This is a genomic window from Bacillus sp. 491mf (assembly GCF_900112415.1).
Lineage (GTDB): Bacteria > Bacillota > Bacilli > Bacillales > Bacillaceae_G > Bacillus_A.
In genome coordinates this window covers 129,151-146,461 of sequence record NZ_FOLV01000002.1, presented here as the reverse complement: position 1 = coordinate 146,461, position 17,311 = coordinate 129,151, and the positions used below count along the sequence as shown (strand labels likewise).

The 17,311-nt window shown below is 36.6% G+C and carries 19 protein-coding genes and 2 riboswitches; of the genes, 2 read left to right on the top strand and 17 right to left on the bottom strand.

The features are described from left to right. Positions 1-6: 6 nt before the first annotated feature. From sat to BM211_RS03520, 5 genes are all read right to left on the bottom strand, one after another. A complete protein-coding gene (gene sat, locus BM211_RS03540; protein ID WP_090995138.1) occupies positions 7-1,143 on the bottom strand; it encodes a sulfate adenylyltransferase in 1,137 nt (378 codons plus the stop codon). A 172-nt stretch (positions 1,144-1,315) separates the two neighbouring features. Then, positions 1,316-2,026, bottom strand: a complete 711-nt coding sequence (locus tag BM211_RS03535; protein ID WP_035435259.1) for a phosphoadenylyl-sulfate reductase — start codon at positions 2,024-2,026, stop codon at positions 1,316-1,318. 92 nt (positions 2,027-2,118) lie between these two features. Then, positions 2,119-2,262 carry a YezD family protein gene (locus BM211_RS03530; RefSeq protein ID WP_090995135.1) on the bottom strand — a complete coding sequence of 48 codons (144 nt, stop codon included), beginning with the start codon at positions 2,260-2,262 and terminating at the stop codon, positions 2,119-2,121. A 68-nt stretch (positions 2,263-2,330) separates the two neighbouring features. Then, positions 2,331-2,439: riboswitch (SAM riboswitch) on the bottom strand. A gap of 161 nt (positions 2,440-2,600) precedes the next feature. Then, positions 2,601-3,917 (bottom strand): diaminopimelate decarboxylase, encoded by a 1,317-nt coding sequence (lysA, locus tag BM211_RS03525; RefSeq protein ID WP_090995133.1) that lies wholly within the window; start codon positions 3,915-3,917, stop codon positions 2,601-2,603. Positions 3,918-4,280: 363 nt separating this feature from the next. Then, positions 4,281-4,463: riboswitch (Lysine riboswitch) on the bottom strand. Between the two features lie 89 nt (positions 4,464-4,552). Beyond that, a complete protein-coding gene (locus BM211_RS03520) occupies positions 4,553-4,948 on the bottom strand; it encodes a DUF3888 domain-containing protein (protein WP_090995132.1) in 396 nt (131 codons plus the stop codon). A 193-nt stretch (positions 4,949-5,141) separates the two neighbouring features. Between BM211_RS03520 and BM211_RS03515 the strand changes: the two genes are divergently transcribed. Together BM211_RS03515 and pssA are read left to right on the top strand one after the other, a co-directional pair. Beyond that, positions 5,142-7,028 (top strand): LTA synthase family protein, encoded by a 1,887-nt coding sequence (locus BM211_RS03515; protein WP_090995129.1) that lies wholly within the window; start codon positions 5,142-5,144, stop codon positions 7,026-7,028. Between the two features lie 393 nt (positions 7,029-7,421). Further along, on the top strand, positions 7,422-8,126 hold the full coding sequence (gene pssA / locus BM211_RS03510; RefSeq protein WP_035435268.1) for a CDP-diacylglycerol--serine O-phosphatidyltransferase: 705 nt from the start codon (positions 7,422-7,424) through the stop codon (positions 8,124-8,126). A gap of 187 nt (positions 8,127-8,313) precedes the next feature. Here the strand turns inward: pssA and BM211_RS03505 are convergent, their stop codons facing one another. From BM211_RS03505 to hisZ, 12 genes are all read right to left on the bottom strand, one after another. Next, positions 8,314-9,285, bottom strand: coding sequence for an NAD(P)-dependent oxidoreductase (locus BM211_RS03505; RefSeq protein ID WP_090995127.1), 972 nt, complete (start codon positions 9,283-9,285; stop codon positions 8,314-8,316). A 248-nt stretch (positions 9,286-9,533) separates the two neighbouring features. Next, the gene (locus tag BM211_RS03500; protein ID WP_081904929.1) at positions 9,534-9,692 is read right to left on the bottom strand and encodes a DUF4025 domain-containing protein; all 159 of its coding nucleotides are present in this window, start codon (positions 9,690-9,692) and stop codon (positions 9,534-9,536) included. A 101-nt stretch (positions 9,693-9,793) separates the two neighbouring features. After that, positions 9,794-10,813 (bottom strand): histidinol phosphate phosphatase domain-containing protein, encoded by a 1,020-nt coding sequence (locus BM211_RS03495; protein WP_035435273.1) that lies wholly within the window; start codon positions 10,811-10,813, stop codon positions 9,794-9,796. A gap of 12 nt (positions 10,814-10,825) precedes the next feature. Further along, on the bottom strand, positions 10,826-11,149 hold the full coding sequence (hisE, locus tag BM211_RS03490) for a phosphoribosyl-ATP diphosphatase (protein WP_090995125.1): 324 nt from the start codon (positions 11,147-11,149) through the stop codon (positions 10,826-10,828). A 12-nt stretch (positions 11,150-11,161) separates the two neighbouring features. After that, a complete protein-coding gene (gene hisI / locus BM211_RS03485; RefSeq protein WP_090995123.1) occupies positions 11,162-11,467 on the bottom strand; it encodes a phosphoribosyl-AMP cyclohydrolase in 306 nt (101 codons plus the stop codon). Then, entirely contained in the window at positions 11,464-12,222 is a 759-nt protein-coding gene (gene hisF / locus BM211_RS03480) for an imidazole glycerol phosphate synthase subunit HisF (RefSeq protein WP_090995121.1), read from the bottom strand. The genes hisI and hisF overlap by 4 nt, the downstream gene beginning before the upstream one ends. Continuing rightward, positions 12,216-12,935, bottom strand: a complete 720-nt coding sequence (gene hisA, locus BM211_RS03475) for a 1-(5-phosphoribosyl)-5-[(5-phosphoribosylamino)methylideneamino]imidazole-4-carboxamide isomerase (RefSeq protein WP_090995118.1) — start codon at positions 12,933-12,935, stop codon at positions 12,216-12,218. Before hisA ends, hisF begins: the two co-directional genes overlap by 7 nt. Further along, positions 12,908-13,537 (bottom strand): imidazole glycerol phosphate synthase subunit HisH, encoded by a 630-nt coding sequence (gene hisH / locus BM211_RS03470; RefSeq protein WP_090995115.1) that lies wholly within the window; start codon positions 13,535-13,537, stop codon positions 12,908-12,910. Before hisH ends, hisA begins: the two co-directional genes overlap by 28 nt. A gap of 1 nt (position 13,538) precedes the next feature. Next, complete coding sequence (hisB, locus tag BM211_RS03465) at positions 13,539-14,123, bottom strand: imidazoleglycerol-phosphate dehydratase HisB (RefSeq protein ID WP_035435289.1); 585 nt, start codon at positions 14,121-14,123, stop codon at positions 13,539-13,541. Beyond that, a complete protein-coding gene (hisD, locus tag BM211_RS03460; protein WP_090995112.1) occupies positions 14,123-15,415 on the bottom strand; it encodes a histidinol dehydrogenase in 1,293 nt (430 codons plus the stop codon). The genes hisB and hisD overlap by 1 nt, the downstream gene beginning before the upstream one ends. Positions 15,416-15,428: 13 nt before the next feature. Continuing rightward, entirely contained in the window at positions 15,429-16,064 is a 636-nt protein-coding gene (gene hisG, locus BM211_RS03455; protein ID WP_035435293.1) for an ATP phosphoribosyltransferase, read from the bottom strand. After that, entirely contained in the window at positions 16,040-17,302 is a 1,263-nt protein-coding gene (hisZ, locus tag BM211_RS03450; RefSeq protein ID WP_090995109.1) for an ATP phosphoribosyltransferase regulatory subunit, read from the bottom strand. The genes hisG and hisZ overlap by 25 nt, the downstream gene beginning before the upstream one ends. Positions 17,303-17,311 lie beyond the last annotated feature (9 nt).

The window sequence follows — 17,311 nt, the reverse complement described above, 5'->3', positions numbered from 1 at the left end:
CTCTCCTTACTTTGTCACAACTTCTTTTTGTAAACCACGAATTAAAACTTCTACTACTTCTTTACGACTAAACGTACTTGGCGGCAGTTCTCCATTTCGTAACAGCTCTCTTACCTTTGTGCCTGATAAAATGACATGATCTTCCTTTCCATGCGGACATGTTTTTGTCGATGCCATTCCCTCACATTTTGCACAATAAAAACTATGCTCAAAAAAGAGAGGGGTAATCCCTAACTCTTCTATTGTAAAATTGCTAAAAATCTCCTGCGCTTCATACGTGCCGTAATAATTTCCAACACCAGCGTGGTCACGACCAACAATAAAGTGCGTACATCCAAAGTTTTTTCTGACAAGTGCATGGAAAATCGCTTCACGAGGCCCCGCATATCGCATTGCTGCCGGAAATACTGATAGAAAGACACGATTTTTTGGATAGTAGTGTTCAAGAAGTACTTCATAACTTTCCATGCGAACATCAGCTGGAATATCATCTGACTTCGTTTCACCAACGAGCGGATTTAAAAACAAACCGTCAACGATTTCAAGAGCTGCTTTTTGAATATATTCATGCGCACGGTGTACTGGATTTCTCGTTTGAAAGCCAACGATTGTTTTCCAGCCGCGCCGCTGAAACTCCGCTCGCGTTTCACTAGGCTCTAAATAATATGCAGAAAATTTCTCTTTTTCAATTCGTTTCACAAGTGTAATAGGTCCTCCTACATATACATTAGGACGATCATATAATTTCTTCACACCCGGATGTTCGTCTTCTACCGTTTTATAGACAAGGAATGCTTCTTTTTCTTTATTTGGCGTGTAAATCTCTTCAACTTGAATCACACCATAAGTCACTCCTTCTTTTACAAGCCTAACTTCTTCTCCTACTTGCAATTCTTTCGCTTTTTCTTCTGTTATAGGCAATGTAATGGGAATGCTCCATACTTCTCCATCTGTTAATCTCATTTCCGCTACTACAGACTCATAATCACTTTCCCCTAAAAAACCAGTAAGCGGGCTATATCCACCGATAGCGATCAGTTCTAAATCACTTAACGCCACCCCATCTAACTCAATTTCCTTTACGATATGTGCGGTTTCATACGTTGTATCAATTCGATTCACTATTACTTTTGTATCACTCATTCTCTTCTCCTCCTTTTTTATCCCGCATTAACGGGCAGTAATACTCCCGCCTCAAAATTCAGCAAAAGCAAAGAAGTTAGGCGGGAGATAAACTGCCCGTAAAAGCCCGATTGGTTCAACTAATAATCAGTGGGGGATGAAGAAAACCCCCACTGATTAAAGTTTCACTTTATCAGCTTTTATCGATATGAAGACCGCATTCCGTTTTTGTCATGCCAGCCCACCGTCCATCTCTTAAATCACTGCCTTCTTGCACTCGTACTGTGCACGTTTCACATCCGATGCTCGGATATCCAATATCATGAAGTGGATTGTATGGCAAATTATGCTTGTATACATAACGCCAAACCTCTTTCCAAGTCCAATGAATAAGCGGACAAATTTTAACAAATTGAAATCGATGATCTTGATTAATAAACTGCGTATTTTTTCTCGTTTCAGACTGCTCTCTTCTTAAACCTGATATCCATGCTTTCCTACCTGTTAGTCCTTCTTCTAACGGCTTAATTTTTCTTAATTGACAACAAAGGTTTGGATTATGTTCCCATAATTTATCACCATGCTCTTTAGCTTGTTCTCCAAGTGTAAGGTTCGGTTGCTTTTCAATAATATTCAACTGAGGAAATCGTTCTCGTACTTTTTTAATTAAGTCATACGTTTCTTGAAAATGAACATTTGTATCTAAAAATACAACATTTGCAGATGGATTTACTTGGTTAATAATATGCAATAAGACCATTCCTTCTACCCCAAAACTGCATGCATACACAATATCCTGCCTATAATGTTCATAGGCCCAGCGCACCGTCGCTAAAGCACCTTTCGTTTCATCATCCTCTGGAAATGAAACAAAATTATCTTGCCAATTTTCATACGTTAACATCGTTCTCCTCCTACATATAAATCATATAAAAAGGCGGCTTTAATCTATTAAAAATAGATTAAAGCCGCCTCTAGTTTTTCTAGTCAGCATGCTTATTTCAAACGTACTTTTTCACTTTTTTCAAGTTGAATCACTTTACCATCTTGCACAACAATTGTAATTGAACCATATTTCATATCAGCAAGCATCGCTTGAATCTTACTTGCTACTTCCTCAAATTGTTCGCGTCCCCCCATGAACAGCCCCCCTTTTTTCATAAAAAAAATCTTTCCCATTTCGAAAAGACTGTTCCGGTAACGTGTCTACCTTATCTTCCAAAATGGATTCCATTTTGCTGGAAGTAGCACCTTACTTTTATAAAGTAGGTTGCCGGGCTTCTTCGGGCCAGTTCCCTCCGCCGCTCTTGATAAGAATTTAATTATATCTCCACTTTAACACAATTCTGAATTTTTTCAATCCTAGTTTTCCGATAAAATTTATTTTTTTTAAGAAGAAGGAGTTATTCACCTAAAAAACTCCTTCTTGGGCTAACCATCAGTAGCGGGATGAAGTCCCCATTGATAGAAGTTTCATTTTATACAAATTCCTTTATACGTATGCGATCGTTCCCGATAATATTCTCATACGATTCTCTCTCAACAACAACATGAGATTTTCCACTTTTCACAAACACAACTGCTGGTCGACGAATACGATTATAATTATTCGCCATGGAATAACCATATGCCCCTGTACAAGAAATAGCCAAGAGATCACAAGAAACAACTTTTGGGAGCGCGACATCCCAAATGAGTATATCGCCGCTTTCACAACACTTCCCTGCAATGGAAACCACTTCTTCGGCAGATTCATTTGCTCGGTTTGCTAGCAATGCTTCATAACGAGCACCGTAAAGTGCTGGTCGAAGGTTATCTGTCATACCCCCATCAACCGATACGTACTTGCGAATGCCTGGAATATCTTTAATTGCACCCACTGTGTACAAAGTTGTTCCTGCATCACCAACAATACTACGACCTGGTTCTACCCAAATTTCTGGAAGTGGGTATCCATAAGCTGTAAACTGCTCGCGTACTGCATCTGTTACAGCTTGCACATAATCACCAAGAGCAAGCGGGGTATCTCCTTCCGTATAACGAATTCCAAAGCCACCGCCTACATTTAATACGGGAGCTACGTAATCCGTTTCTTTTCTCACTAATTCTAAAAATTTGTGAAGCACTTCAATTGCACGAACAAATCCTGATGTTTCAAAAATTTGCGATCCAATATGAGAATGAATTCCTAACACATGGTAATTTGATTTTTCTAATGCACTTTTCATTGCTTGTAATGCATGCCCCGTTGAAATACCAAAACCAAACTTGGAATCATCTTGACCTGTTGTAATATATTCATGTGTATGCGCTTCTACTCCTGGAGTCACACGAAGTAGAACACTGACAACTTTTCCGTATTCTTTTGCCAAATCATGCAATATTTCTAGTTCCAAAAAATTATCTACAACGAAACACCCAATGTTAGCTTCTAGCGCCATTCTTATCTCTTCTTCTGTTTTATTATTGCCATGGAAATGGATACGTTCAGCCGGAAATCCTGCTTGCAGCGCCGTATATAACTCTCCGCTAGACACAACATCAAGCGACATATTTTCTTCTGCAGCTAGTCGGCACATTTCCATGCACAAGAACGCTTTGCTTGCATATGCTACTTGATAAGAGAACCCACTCTCTCTAAAAGCACGATGAAATGCACGACATTTCTCACGAATTGTTGCTTCATCATATACATAAAGAGGTGTTCCATATGTCGCTGTAAGTTCAGTAGCATCGCATCCCCCAATTTCTAAATGTCCTTGCTCATTAATGCGGCTTGTGCCGTGTAAATACATGTGAATTCCTCCCTTTTTTTCTCAAAACCATATATATATCCATTTTAATTTTTTGACAGATAAGTCACTGTTATGCAGCATACAACACGATCGCTACTTGCTTCCTCCTTTTGTTTTAAACACTGCATGTGGTAAGAAAAGGTTCTGATCGTTTCTATACACGGCCAGGTGCTCTTGACATCCATTAAAAAGAAAGGAGGTTTCTAACTTGTATATATGACGTCCCTTAGTTGTTCATATTATTCCAAATAAGGTAAACAAAAAACGCGCGGAACAATGTTCACACGCGTTTCTTATTGGAAGAATATATGATGAAAAAATAAACTTGTTGTTATTTTCTCAAATAAGAAACCGCATCAAACATCTCCAAATAGCTCTCCATAAGTCAAAAACTTATGACAGTACTACATTTATTCAATGCAGTCCCAATATATGAATAAAGTGGCTATTCATATATTTCGGCGATAATCCCTTTCAGACTATAATCATGAATCCCACTATATTTCCTATAGCTTACTCTTGATTATCGCGGCCTCTACCTTTGAGTGTAGATGAGGTAAGTCTATTTAATTTTCAAGCATCTTTTTATTGCTATTAACAATAGCAAATGACTGATTTATTTGTCAAATACTTTTTCATACTGGTTTACGACAATTTATTTTTGTATTATCTGGTAAGCGCTTCACATTTATATTCTTCACGGACCATTCCCCCTCATCATTTTCAAACGTGATTGTTACTTTTTCAAATGGCGGAAGTTTTTTCCCTCCTACTCCTGGCTCATATTTAATGATTTCAATAGAAGCACGGAACAAATATGTACCGCTGTACATTTTTTTCATACTAATGATTTTCGGACATTCATATGGCTTTTGCTTCCCATAATACTTTTGAATCGCTTCATTTATTCTCGGAAACAGCACCGAATAAAGGGCATCTTCTAATAATAATGGTTCATGTTCAGCCAAAAAAGGAGCTGGGTTTCCAAGTAAAATGAAGCAACTCAATATAAAACAACTTATTTTCCTCATAGTACTCCTCCACATTTCCAAAGATGACATTATTTTATCCATCTTCCCTTTTTCTACCCAATTATGAGAAAAGCATCCACAAATTCACTATGTTTTTATATAATAGTACACATAGTAAAAAAATATAGAGAGATGTAACCGGTTATATACATAAAAAAAGACGGTTACTTATAGGTAGTAGGAGGAACCAAATATGATGCAACGCTTGTTTCCGAAAGTACGATTCGCTCTCTTAGCAGTCGTTCTATTATGGATCAAAACATTTATTGTATACAAATTAGCTTTTGATATGAAGATTAATAACGCTTTCGAACAAATAATGTTGTTCTTTAATCCGTTAGCTTCATTATTATTATTTTTCGGTTTCGCTTTATTAGCAGCAAAACATCGAAACCGTATCATTATTAGCATTAGTATAGTGTTATCTTTTATTTTATTTGGCAACGCGATGTTTTACGGATTTTACAATGATTTTGTAACATTCCCAGTATTATTTCAAACGAATAACATGGCTGATTTAGGAACGAGTATAAAAGAATTATTTACATATAAAACACTCCTTTTATTTGCAGATACCATTATTTTAGTCATATTATCACGGAAATTCCCTAATTTTTGTGACAAAGCTTCTCTATCGCGAAAAGAAAAACAAACATTTTTTAGCGGTGTAACAGCAATATTAGCCTTGCAAATGGTTATCTCAGTTATTTATAAACCACAACTCTTTTCGCATTCATTTGATCGCCAAACAGTTGTGAAAAATCTTGGTTTATATACATATCATATTTATGATATTGCGCTGCAATCGAAATCATCTGCTCAGCGTGCCTTTGCAAGTGGAGATGCTTTTTCTGAAATTGATAACTATGTGAAAACAAAAGATAGACAAGCAAATAAAGATTTGTTCGGCGTGGCAAAAGGAAAGAATGTCATTTTAATTTCAATGGAATCTACACAAAATTTTGTTATCAATCAAAAAATAGATGGAAAAGAAATTACACCATTTTTAAATAACTTTATTAAAGAAAGCTATTACTTCAATAACTTTTATCATCAAACCGGACAAGGAAAAACATCAGACGCCGAATTTATTATTGAAAACTCTTTATATCCGCTTGATCGCGGCTCTGCTTTCTTTACACATGCGAATAATGAATATACAGCTACACCAGAACAACTAAAAAAACACGGATATTACTCCGCTGTATTTCATTCAAATGATAAATCATTTTGGAACCGTGATTTGATGTATCCTACACTTGGATATGATCGCTATTTCAATTTGCAAGACTATACAAATGCAGAACAAATGTCTGTTGGTTGGGGATTAAAAGATAAAGAATTTTTCGAGCAATCTATTCCGAAATTAAAATCTTTACCACAACCGTTCTATACGAAATTCATTACATTAACAAATCATTTTCCATTTTTGCTGCAACCAGAAGATCAATTCATTGGTGAATACAATTCAGAAAGCGGCGTTGTAAATCGTTATTTTCCAACTGTACGTTATACAGATGAAGCATTAAAACATTTTGTTGAACAATTAAAAGAAGAAGGGTTATACGATAATTCTATTATCATTATTTACGGAGATCATTATGGTATTTCTGAAAATCATAATGCAGCTATGGCCCAATTTTTAGGAAAAGAAGCACTTACTCCTTTTGATACGATGCAGCTACAACGAGTGCCACTCATCATTCACATACCTGGTCAAAAAGGACAAGTCATTTCAAAAGTTTCTGGGCAAATTGATGTGAAACCAACACTTCTACATTTACTCGGTATAAAAACAAACAATTCTATTGAATTTGGAACAGATTTATTTGATTCAAATAATGATCCTCTTATGATTATGCGTGACGGAAGCTTCGTCACAAATGATTATGTGTATACAAAAAATGTCTGCTATAACAAAAAAACTGGTGAACCGACTGATATTTCTATTTGTCAACCGTATATCGAAAAGGCAAAAACAGAGTTGAATTACTCTGATAAGCTCATTTACGGTGATTTGTTACGATTTGATCCACATAATCAATATAAAACTGGTACGATGACAACGAAATTTGAATAAGGAAATAACCTTCGAACGATAACGATTCGAGGGTTATTTTAATTTAGATATATATCTAAATTAAAATACAAACATAAAACCCTTTTCTTTTTAGGAGGGACGAAAGCATCTGGCCATACATTGAAGCGGTCAGGGTCTTTTTCTGCCACGTGCGGGGTTTAAAACAGAGGGAGCAGGCGAGTAGCGGGGCTTATTTTTTCTACATAGCAGCGACTTGTATATTTTAAAAATAATATATATAATAGTTTTGAATTAAACAAAGAAAAAATACGCTAAAATCTTTCTCAAAACGAAGAATTTTTTCGACGATTATAGGAAATTTATGTTATGATAAAAAAGATAAACTTTCATAAACTATTCAAGAATCTATAATAGAAAGCAAGGGATCAGATTTTGTACAGAGCAGCCATTCCAAACTTATTTACGCTCGGAAATTTATATAGTGGATTTCTATCCATCGGCTACGCCTCATTAGGATACTACAAATCAGCGGCAATTTTAGTTTTGATCGGAATGATGCTAGATAGCCTTGATGGAAGAATCGCACGCTTACTTCGCGTCGATTCACAGCTCGGAAAAGAACTTGATTCATTAGCAGATGTCGTTACATTTGGTGCTGCACCCGCTGTATTGATGTATTACACATCTTTCTCTAATTACGGTATTATCGGATTATACATAGCAGGACTTTTCCCTCTATTTGGAGCATACAGATTAGCTCGCTTCAATGTTACACCATCATCAACATCAATGAAATATTTTACTGGTGTACCAATTACAGCTGCAGGTGGTCTTGTTGCCTTCCTTACTTTATTTTCACATACGATTCCAAAAATCGTACTTATTACAGTATTCGTAACATTCGCTTTTCTTATGGTTAGTCGCATTCGTATTCCAAGTATGAAAGATGTACCGATTCCAAAATATAGTATTATCGTTACACTCTTTTTAGTTGGAATCATTTATACGATGTATAAAACGAGTGTCGGCAATATTTCAGTGTTTTTATTCATTGCTATTCCACTTTATATTTTGTATATGCTATCTCAATTTCTTAGACAGCGACCATCACAAAAAAAACGAGCAAACAAAGAATAAAATAGCGAAGCCTTCCTTGATAGGAAGGTTCTTTTTTATCCCGCATTAACGGGCAGTAATACTCCCGCCTCAAAACTCAGCAAAAGCAAAGAAGTTAGGTGGGAGATAAACTGCCCGTAAAAGCCCGATTGGTGAGGGCTGATAATCAGTGGGGGAGAAAGAACCCCCCACTGATTAAAGTTTCACTTTATTTCGTCACAAGTTCTTTTTTATACACCGGAGTTAATGGTTCATTCCCTTCTAGCACCTCTAAAATATTGCACATTGCCATTTCTGCCATTGCATCACGTGTTTCAATCGTTGCATTTCCAATATGAGGTGTTAACACAACGTTTGTTAATCCTTTTAATTTTTCTGTAATTTCCGGTTCGAACTCGAACACATCAAGTGCCGCTCCTTCAATTTCCTTTGTCTCTAAAGCATGAGCAAGTGCTTCTTCATTCATAATTGGACCACGTGCCGCATTAATAATATAAGCAGTTTTTTTCATCATTCTAAACTGTTCTTCATCAATCATATGATGCAACTTTGGATTATACGCACAGTTAATTGTAATAAAATCTGCTGTTTGTAATAGTTCTTCTAGCGTTACATATGTTGCTTCTAATTCTTGCTCCGCCTCATACTTACGACTTGGCCCTGTATACACAATATTCATACCAAATGCCTTTGCTCGTTTCGCTACCGCTTTTCCAATTTCTCCAAGACCAATAATACCGATTGTTTTACCATATACTTCACGCCCTAAGAAAAAGAGCGGTGCCCAGCCATTAAAACCAACTGTACGACATAGCGTATCGCCTTCTGAAATACGGCGTGCTGCTGCTAAAAGAATTGCAAACGTAAGCTCTGCCGTTGCCTCCGTTGAAACTTTTGGCGTGTTTGTTACCGCTATGTCTTTTTCTACTGCATATTTATAATCAATATTGTCATATCCAGCACCGTAGTTTGCAATAATTTTCAATTGCGGCGCAGCATCAATAACTTCTTCCGTAACTTTTGTTGAAAGTAAGCTTAATAATGCGTCCTTATCTTGCACACGTTTCACTAGTTCTTCTGTGCCAATTAACTCTTCCTTATCATACATTTCTACTTCATGACCTCGTAACAACTGTAGTCCGATTTCTGGAATTTGTCCTGCTATTAAAATTTTCGCCATGTTTAAGCATCCTTTCTTTTTTACATAAAAATATGCCCATTCAATATTATTGTAAAAAATTCCGTCGAAAAAAGACAAGGAATTTGATTAAACTATATAAATCCGTTTTGATTGTTCTACATTTACGTTGCAGTTATGTGGAACAAAAGATGATATGCACTCGTTTTTCTTTTTGTTTTATCACCGTTCTTTATAAAAACATGAAAAGAGGCTGAATACATTCAGCCTCTTTTCATAGAAATCTCACTTTATTCATCTTTTCCTTGTCCTAGCTTCACATCAATTGTTCCTTCTGCTACTGTATCACTAATTTGTTCTTGTATAATTGCTTGCTCTGATTGATCTTTTTGCAAAGCATTGCTCTGATTCGTTAACTTTCCAGTATCTTTATATTGTTGTTTCGCCATAAGAAGAGCCTCCTTTTTTGTTCAACGTTAGTGTAAACAAAAAAAGCAGTTTTCATCCCGTATTAACGGGCAGTAAGGGGTAAATCCCCTACTAATGAAAATCACAATGCATTCTCTTTTACATATTCAATCGATTTCATGTTTCGGATTCGTTTTTCAAATGTTGCAATGTGCGTTACACCATGATTACGAAGTGTTTCTATATTTTCTTTTACGTAACTTCCTAAATCATTCGGGAAATGTGCATCTGACGAAATTGTAATCGGAACACCATAATGTACTAAGCGCTGTAGAAACAAAGGGCTTGGACACATTTCTCTTACAGGGTATCGATAATATAAACCAGCATTCACTTCCGTAGCTGTATTTGTTTCGATTAAAGCCTGGGCAATTTTCTCATAATACGGTAATTGTTCATTTTCATCTAAGCGATAATTAAACACTTTTATATTATCTAAATGTGCAACAATATCAAATAAGCCAGAACGTATTGCTTTTTCTAACGTTTGAAAAAATGTCTGATATAACATACGTAAATCGTGTTGTCTAAAATAATTGTCTGTATCCGGATTATCAAATCCCCATCCATTAATAAAATGAACAGAACCAATCACATAATCCCAATTCCCTAACGTTAATAACTGTGACAGTTCTTCTTCCCCGCCAATGAAATAATCTGCTTCTATCCCAAGGCGTAATGTCACGCCTCGTTTTTTCCATCTTTCTTTCGCATCTTCAATTGCTTTCGTAAAGTTTCCAATCGACTCTACTCTTACTTGATCTAGCCATTCTTTTTGCAGATGTCCAAGTTCAGAATCACTAATATCGACATAGCGCTCATAGTATTCTTTCGCTTCAGAAAAACGATATAAGTGGTCAACGATTCCAACTTCCCGTATTCCTTTGCGCACTGCTTCCTCTAAGTATAAATCAATCCACTCCTGTGAAAACGCACCTTCCTTTACCCGCTTTTGCAAACGTTCCCCTATCTTTAAGATCCATTCCATTGAATGTTTCTCTTCCTCAATCGGTGCAAAATACTCGAGCGCTTCATTTGTGCGTGATAACCACCGCATTGAATACGGCCCTTCTTCTAAGTGAAGGTGATAATCTACTCTCATCTTTCTCCCCTCCTATAATGTATCAATTTCTTTTCTTTCGCCCACTCTTGACAATTGTCCTTGGCGTTTATTTAATTCTTCTACTATCTCTTGTAATGAGACATTTTTTTCTACTAGTAACACTAAGCAATGATACGTAAAATCAGCAATTTCTTTTATAAGCTCGTCTTTCTCATCATTTTTCACTGCAATTACAATTTCAGTACATTCTTCTCCTAATTTCTTTAATATTTTGTCTTCACCTTTTGTAAATAAGTAATTTGTATACGACTCAGAAATAGGATTCTCTTTTCGCTGTAGAAGTGTTTCATATAACTGTTGCAACGCATCGCTCATTTCCTTTTCCCCCTATAACACCTTATTATGAAAACATGACTTTTCTCCTGTATGGCAAGCTACCCCTACTTGCTGGACAACTACCATAATAGAATCTTGATCGCAATCTAAATATAATGATTTCACACGTTGGAAATGTCCTGATGTTTCTCCCTTATTCCACAAACCGCTTCGTGAACGAGAATAAAACCAGGTCATTTTTGTGTCTAATGTTTTTTCATACGCTTCTTCATTCATATAAGCTAGCATTAACACTTCTTTTGTCCCTTCTTCTATCACAATAGCTGGCAATAATCCTTTTGAAAAATCTGGCTTCACAATCTCACCTCAATTTGCGCTTCTTGTAACTTTTGCTTCGTTTCTTGAATGGTTGCCATGCCGTAATGAAAAATAGAAGCCGCTAACGCTGCATTTGCTGATGTTTGCTGAAAAACTTCTGCAATATGTTCAATTGCCCCGCATCCACCCGAAGCAATTACCGGAATACCAACTGCTTTTGAAACTGTTTCTGTTAAAAGTAAATCATAGCCATCTTTCGTCCCATCTGCATCCATACTCGTTAAAAGTAATTCCCCGGCGCCTAAACTTTCCACGCGTTTTGCCCATTCGATTACATCTATTCCTGTATCATTGCGGCCTCCATTTACATATACATTCCACTTGTTTTCTTCGACCTTTCTTGCATCAATTGCAACGACTATACATTGAGAACCAAATTGCTCTGCTCCTTCTTGTATTAATTCTGGTCTTCGTACTGCCGCTGAATTTAATGAAACTTTATCGGCACCTGCTCGAAGTAATGCATACATATCTTGGACAGACGAGATTCCACCTCCAACGGTTAGAGGAATAAATACTTGATTTGCTGTACGTTCTACAACATCAATCATTGTTTTTCGTTCTTCATACGTTGCTGTAATATCTAAAAACACAAGTTCATCTGCACCTGCTTGATTGTATACTGCGGCAATTGCAACAGGATCACCAACATCTTGTAACAAGGCAAAATTTATTCCTTTTACAACACGACCATTTTTCACATCCAAACATGGAATAATTCGCTTTGTTAGCATATGCCTGTCACCTGCAATGCTTCTTCTAACATAACTTTTTTATCATATAATGCTTTCCCAATAATAACGCCATATAAGTTCATATCCTGTAACTTCTCAACATCAGCAAGCAAACTCACACCGCCGGAAGCAACAATTTGAATCGATACTTCATCTTGCAATTTTTGTAATTGTTCGAAATTTGGACCTGCAAGTGTTCCATCTCTAGAAATATCAGTAAAAATAAGCGTCTGTACACCTATTTTCTCCATTTCCTTTGCGAGTTGTATATAAGACGTTTCAGACACATCTAGCCATCCTCGCGTTGCTACATAGCCATTTTTCGCATCAATTCCTATAATAATTTTATCGCCATATAATCGAACTGCCTCTTCTACAAATGAACGATCATACAATGCTGCTGTTCCAAGAATTACTTTCATTACTCCAACTGATAACAGTGTTTCAATTGCAGCAACCAAGCGAATCCCGCCCCCTACTTGCACTGGAATTCGCACTGCTTTGCAAATATCTTCAATGACAGACAAATTCTCTGAACGACCAGCAACAGCTCCGTCCAAATCGACAATGTGCAGTACACGTGCACCAAGTTGTTCAAATAGTAATGCTTGGGCAACTGGGTTTTCATTCATTACTGTTTCTTGTTGAAATTGTCCTTGATACAAACGAACGCAGCGGCCATTTTTTAAATCAATAGCTGGGAAGATTTCCATGTTTCTATAACCTCCTTAAAATTTCGTAATATTTGAATTCCTATTTCACCACTTTTTTCAGGATGGAACTGAGCCCCAAATACATTTCCTTTTGAAACAATTCCCGGTACGGGAACACCATAATCACTAGCACCTACTACAACGTCACTCGGACATTGTGCATAATAAGAATGAACATAATAGACGAAAGCACCATCCTCTATTTTATTCCATAAAGGATGTTCCTTTTTCTTCTCCAACTTATTCCATCCCATATGAGGAATTTTATATGGTACATCTAGTTTCTTTACCGTTCCTGGAAGCAGCCCTAACCCTTTCGTTCTTTCAATCTCTTCACTTCCTTCAAATAATAGCTGCATCCCTAAACAAATTCCAAATAGCGGTTTTCCTGCAATCGCGACTTGCTTCAAAACAGAAATTAGTCCTTTCTCTTCTAAACAACGCATCGCCCTTGGAAACGCACCAACCCCCGGCAAAATAACGCCGTCGCTATTTAGAAATGCTTCTGCTTCACCTGTTACAATATACTCTGCTCCAATATGTCTTAACGCTTGCTCTACGCTGCGAATGTTGCCCATTCCATAATCTACAATCGCAATCATATTACAACAGTCCTTTCGTGGAATTTACCCCTATAATTTTTTCGTTTTTTTCGGTTGCATCACGTAGTGCACGTCCAAACGCTTTAAAAAGTGCTTCAATTTTGTGATGCGTATTACTTCCATATATAACTCGTGCATGTAAAGTTATGTTTGCTGCATGAGCTACCGCGCGAAAAAATTCTTCAGCTAGCTCCGTGTCAAAATCACCCAATTTTGGATTTGTAAATTCACCGTCAAACACGAGGTAGGACCTTCCACTTATATCAACAGTAACAAATCCTAACGCTTCGTCCATCGGTACATAGGCTGTGCCGTAACGATTAATTCCTGCTTTATCACCAAGCGCTTCTTTTAAACAGTTTCCAAGAACAATGCCAACATCTTCTACCGTATGATGAGCATCAATATACACATCGCCATCAGCTTCAATCTGCAACCCGAAGCGGCCGTGCCTTGCAAATAATGTCAACATATGATCAAAAAAACCAACTCCCGTTTGAATTGAAACTTCTTGATTATCATCTAATTGCAGTGCTACAGAAATTTTTGTTTCCGTCGTACTTCTCGTTTGTTTGGCAGCGCGCATTACTTTTCCCCTCCTTCAAAGCGAATTTCAATTGCTCTTGCATGAGCTTGTAATCCTTCTTTTTCTGCTAGATTGACAATATGTTGTTGCAATCTTCCAAGAGCCTCTTTTGTATAAAATAAAAAACTCGATTTTTTCACAAAATCATCAACAGATAATGGAGAAAAAAACCTTGCTGTTCCACTCGTTGGTAACACGTGATTCGGACCTGCCATATAATCACCTAATGGTTCCGGAGCATACGGGCCTAAAAAGATAGAGCCTGCATGTTGAATATACGGAAGAGCGGTCATCGGTTCTTTTACATGTAACTCTAGATGTTCCGGAGCAATTTCATTTGAGAGCTGAAATGCTTGTTCCAATGAATCTGCAACAAGAATCGCTCCGTTTCTATTAATGGATTCACGAGCTATTTCGCTTCTCGGAAGGCTCATCAATTGTTTTTCTATTTCTCTATTCACTTTCTGTGCTAATTCTAAACTAGTTGTGATACAAATAGCAGTTGCCTGTACATCGTGTTCTGCTTGCGATAATAAATCAGCAGCAATATACGCTGCATTTCCCGTTTCATCAGAAATAACAACAATTTCAGACGGACCAGCAATCATATCGATATGAACAGAACCAAATACTTCTCGCTTCGCTAATGCAACATATATATTTCCTGGTCCTACAATCTTATCAACACACGGAATCGATTCCGTCCCGTATGCTAACGCAGCAATTGCTTGTGCTCCCCCTACTGTATATACCTCATCAACTCCAGCAACTTTTGCCGCAGCTAAAATATGTGGATCTACGCCTTCACAATTCGGCGGTGTTACCATGACAATCTTATTGACGCCCGCAATTTTTGCTGGTAAGACATTCATGAGCACTGATGATGGATACGCTGCCGTTCCTCCTGGTACATATACACCAACAGTTTGCAATGGCCGAACAAGCTGCCCGCGAATAATCCCTTCTTTCTCTGTATCAATAAAAGCTTGTCTTTTTTGCTTTTCGTGATAGGAAATGATATTCTTCTTTGCTTCTTCCAATGCTGCTAAAAATGCTGGTTCAACACTTTGATAAGCTAACTCTAGTTCTTCTTCCGAAACTTGAAATTGGGTCAACTCTACTTTGTCAAAAGCCTTCGTATACGAAAATAGCGCATCATCTTTCTTTTCTTTTACATTTACGACAATTTCCCTTACATCTTGTTGTATTTTTTCTTCTATTGTATTAGCCTGTTCTCTTAGTTGTTTTACCTTCCATAAAATATTTGAATAATCCTCATATATAATTCCCATATCTATCCTCCTATTATTTCTTTTCTACTAGAACACCTTCCATTTTATTTATAATATTGAATATTTCGTCTTTTTTCATTTTTAAAGATGCTTTGTTTACAATTAAACGTGCTGAAATGTCACAAATTTCTTCAAACACTAGTAATCCATTTTCTTTCAACGTTTGTCCCGTTTCTACAATATCAACGATTGCATCTGCTAATCCTAACAGAGGGGCAATCTCTACAGAACCTTCTATTTTAATAATCTCTACATCTTCTCCCTTCTTACGGAAATATGCAGAAGTAATATTCGGATACTTTGTTGCAATCCTCTTTTTGTTATAACCGTTTGGACTATACGACGAAACGGAAGCAACGCAAAATCTACAACGTCCTACCCCTAAATCAATCATTTCATATACATCGTTTTCATATTCAAGCAAAATATCTTTCCCAACAACACCAATATCCGCGATACCATGCTCGACATATGTTACGACATCAACTGCTTTTACAAGAATGAATGAAACTTGTGAGTTTTTACTTTGAAATACAAGCTTCCTTCCTTTATCCTTTAGCTCTGAGCAATCCATGCCGATTCGTTCGAATAACGAAATCGCATATTTTTCTAATCTCCCTTTCGTTAACGCAATTTGAATGCTACGCATGAGGATTCTCCTTTTTTCTGCATGATCCATTTACCTTGCCAAACATATTCAACTAAAGTATCTCCTGATACATCAATTACAGTTTTCACATCATGTGCTCTTGCAAATTGAAATGTATCTTGTAAATTTTCTAACATGGACAGTTCTACCTTTATACCATCTTTCCCAAGTAAAATACGTAATTTTTCTGCTTCTGAAATCATATCTAACGAATAATATATGAGGGAATCTATTTGTTTTTTGTATGAATTTTCTTTACGTTCTTGTAAAGTACGTACAATTTGATTTACTTGAATCGCTAGGCCTACAGCCGGTAAAGACTCACCAAAATTCCCAATCAATTCATCATATCTCCCGCCGCTCACAATCTCTTCTCCAACATCACATATATATCCTCGAAAGATTACACCGGTATAATAATTAAGATGTTGAATCATCCCCAAATCAATAGATATATATTGACCATAACCAAGACGATCAATGTTTTCATATATATTTTTTATTCTCGTAATGGCTCTTTTCATTTCTTTACTCACAGCAAGTTTTTCGGCCTCTTCAACTACTTCTAATCCTCCAAATAAACGAGGCAACTTTTGTAATAATCGCACTGTTTCGTCTTGCATATCTAACTGCTTTTCTTGTAAAAAGCGGGACAAAGCAGCAAGGTTTTTACTTTCAATATACTCTCGCAATGCATATTCATCTTCTTCTCGCAAAGATAATTTTTTCACAATAGATTTATAGAGCTCCACTTGGCCAATTTCAATTTTAAATGATTGAATACCAGCTGATTGTAAAGCTGCAATCGTGCTTACAATACACTCAACTTCCGCACGTATATTACCAATACCTATAATTTCAATTCCAGTTTGTGTAATTTCATTATATTTTCCCGTTAAAGATTCATTTGCTCTAAAAACATTTCCACTATATGTTAATTTAAATGGTGTTTTCATCTTTTTTGTCCCAATTACACGTGCTAACGGAATTGTCATATCTGGTCTCAGAACGACGATACGTCCTTCAGAATCAAAAAACTTATACATTTTTTCCTCATCAACAGGACGATTTTGAAATGCAAATACATCATAAAATTCAATCATAGGTGTCCGGATTTCTTCATATCCCCTATCGATAAATGTTCGTCTTAATCTTTGTTCAATTTCTTCCATTATTGTACATTCTTGAAATAAAAAATCTCTTGTTCCATTCGGATTGGCTCGTTTCCATTTTTTCATCATTACCCC

Coding starts and splice junctions, on each gene's coding strand:
- sat (WP_090995138.1), bottom strand. CDS start 1,143: ATGAGTGATACAAAAGTAATAGTGAATCGAATTGATACAACGTATGAA.
- BM211_RS03535 (WP_035435259.1), bottom strand. CDS start 2,026: ATGTTAACGTATGAAAATTGGCAAGATAATTTTGTTTCATTTCCAGAG.
- BM211_RS03530 (WP_090995135.1), bottom strand. CDS start 2,262: ATGGGGGGACGCGAACAATTTGAGGAAGTAGCAAGTAAGATTCAAGCG.
- lysA (WP_090995133.1), bottom strand. CDS start 3,917: ATGTATTTACACGGCACAAGCCGCATTAATGAGCAAGGACATTTAGAA.
- BM211_RS03520 (WP_090995132.1), bottom strand. CDS start 4,948: ATGAGGAAAATAAGTTGTTTTATATTGAGTTGCTTCATTTTACTTGGA.
- BM211_RS03515 (WP_090995129.1), top strand. CDS start 5,142: ATGATGCAACGCTTGTTTCCGAAAGTACGATTCGCTCTCTTAGCAGTC.
- BM211_RS03505 (WP_090995127.1), bottom strand. CDS start 9,285: ATGGCGAAAATTTTAATAGCAGGACAAATTCCAGAAATCGGACTACAG.
- BM211_RS03500 (WP_081904929.1), bottom strand. CDS start 9,692: ATGGCGAAACAACAATATAAAGATACTGGAAAGTTAACGAATCAGAGC.
- BM211_RS03495 (WP_035435273.1), bottom strand. CDS start 10,813: ATGAGAGTAGATTATCACCTTCACTTAGAAGAAGGGCCGTATTCAATG.
- hisE (WP_090995125.1), bottom strand. CDS start 11,149: ATGAGCGATGCGTTGCAACAGTTATATGAAACACTTCTACAGCGAAAA.
- hisF (WP_090995121.1), bottom strand. CDS start 12,222: ATGCTAACAAAGCGAATTATTCCATGTTTGGATGTGAAAAATGGTCGT.
- hisA (WP_090995118.1), bottom strand. CDS start 12,935: ATGGAAATCTTCCCAGCTATTGATTTAAAAAATGGCCGCTGCGTTCGT.
- hisH (WP_090995115.1), bottom strand. CDS start 13,537: ATGATTGCGATTGTAGATTATGGAATGGGCAACATTCGCAGCGTAGAG.
- hisB (WP_035435289.1), bottom strand. CDS start 14,123: ATGCGCGCTGCCAAACAAACGAGAAGTACGACGGAAACAAAAATTTCT.
- hisD (WP_090995112.1), bottom strand. CDS start 15,415: ATGGGAATTATATATGAGGATTATTCAAATATTTTATGGAAGGTAAAA.
- hisG (WP_035435293.1), bottom strand. CDS start 16,064: ATGCGTAGCATTCAAATTGCGTTAACGAAAGGGAGATTAGAAAAATAT.
- hisZ (WP_090995109.1), bottom strand. CDS start 17,302: ATGAAAAAATGGAAACGAGCCAATCCGAATGGAACAAGAGATTTTTTA.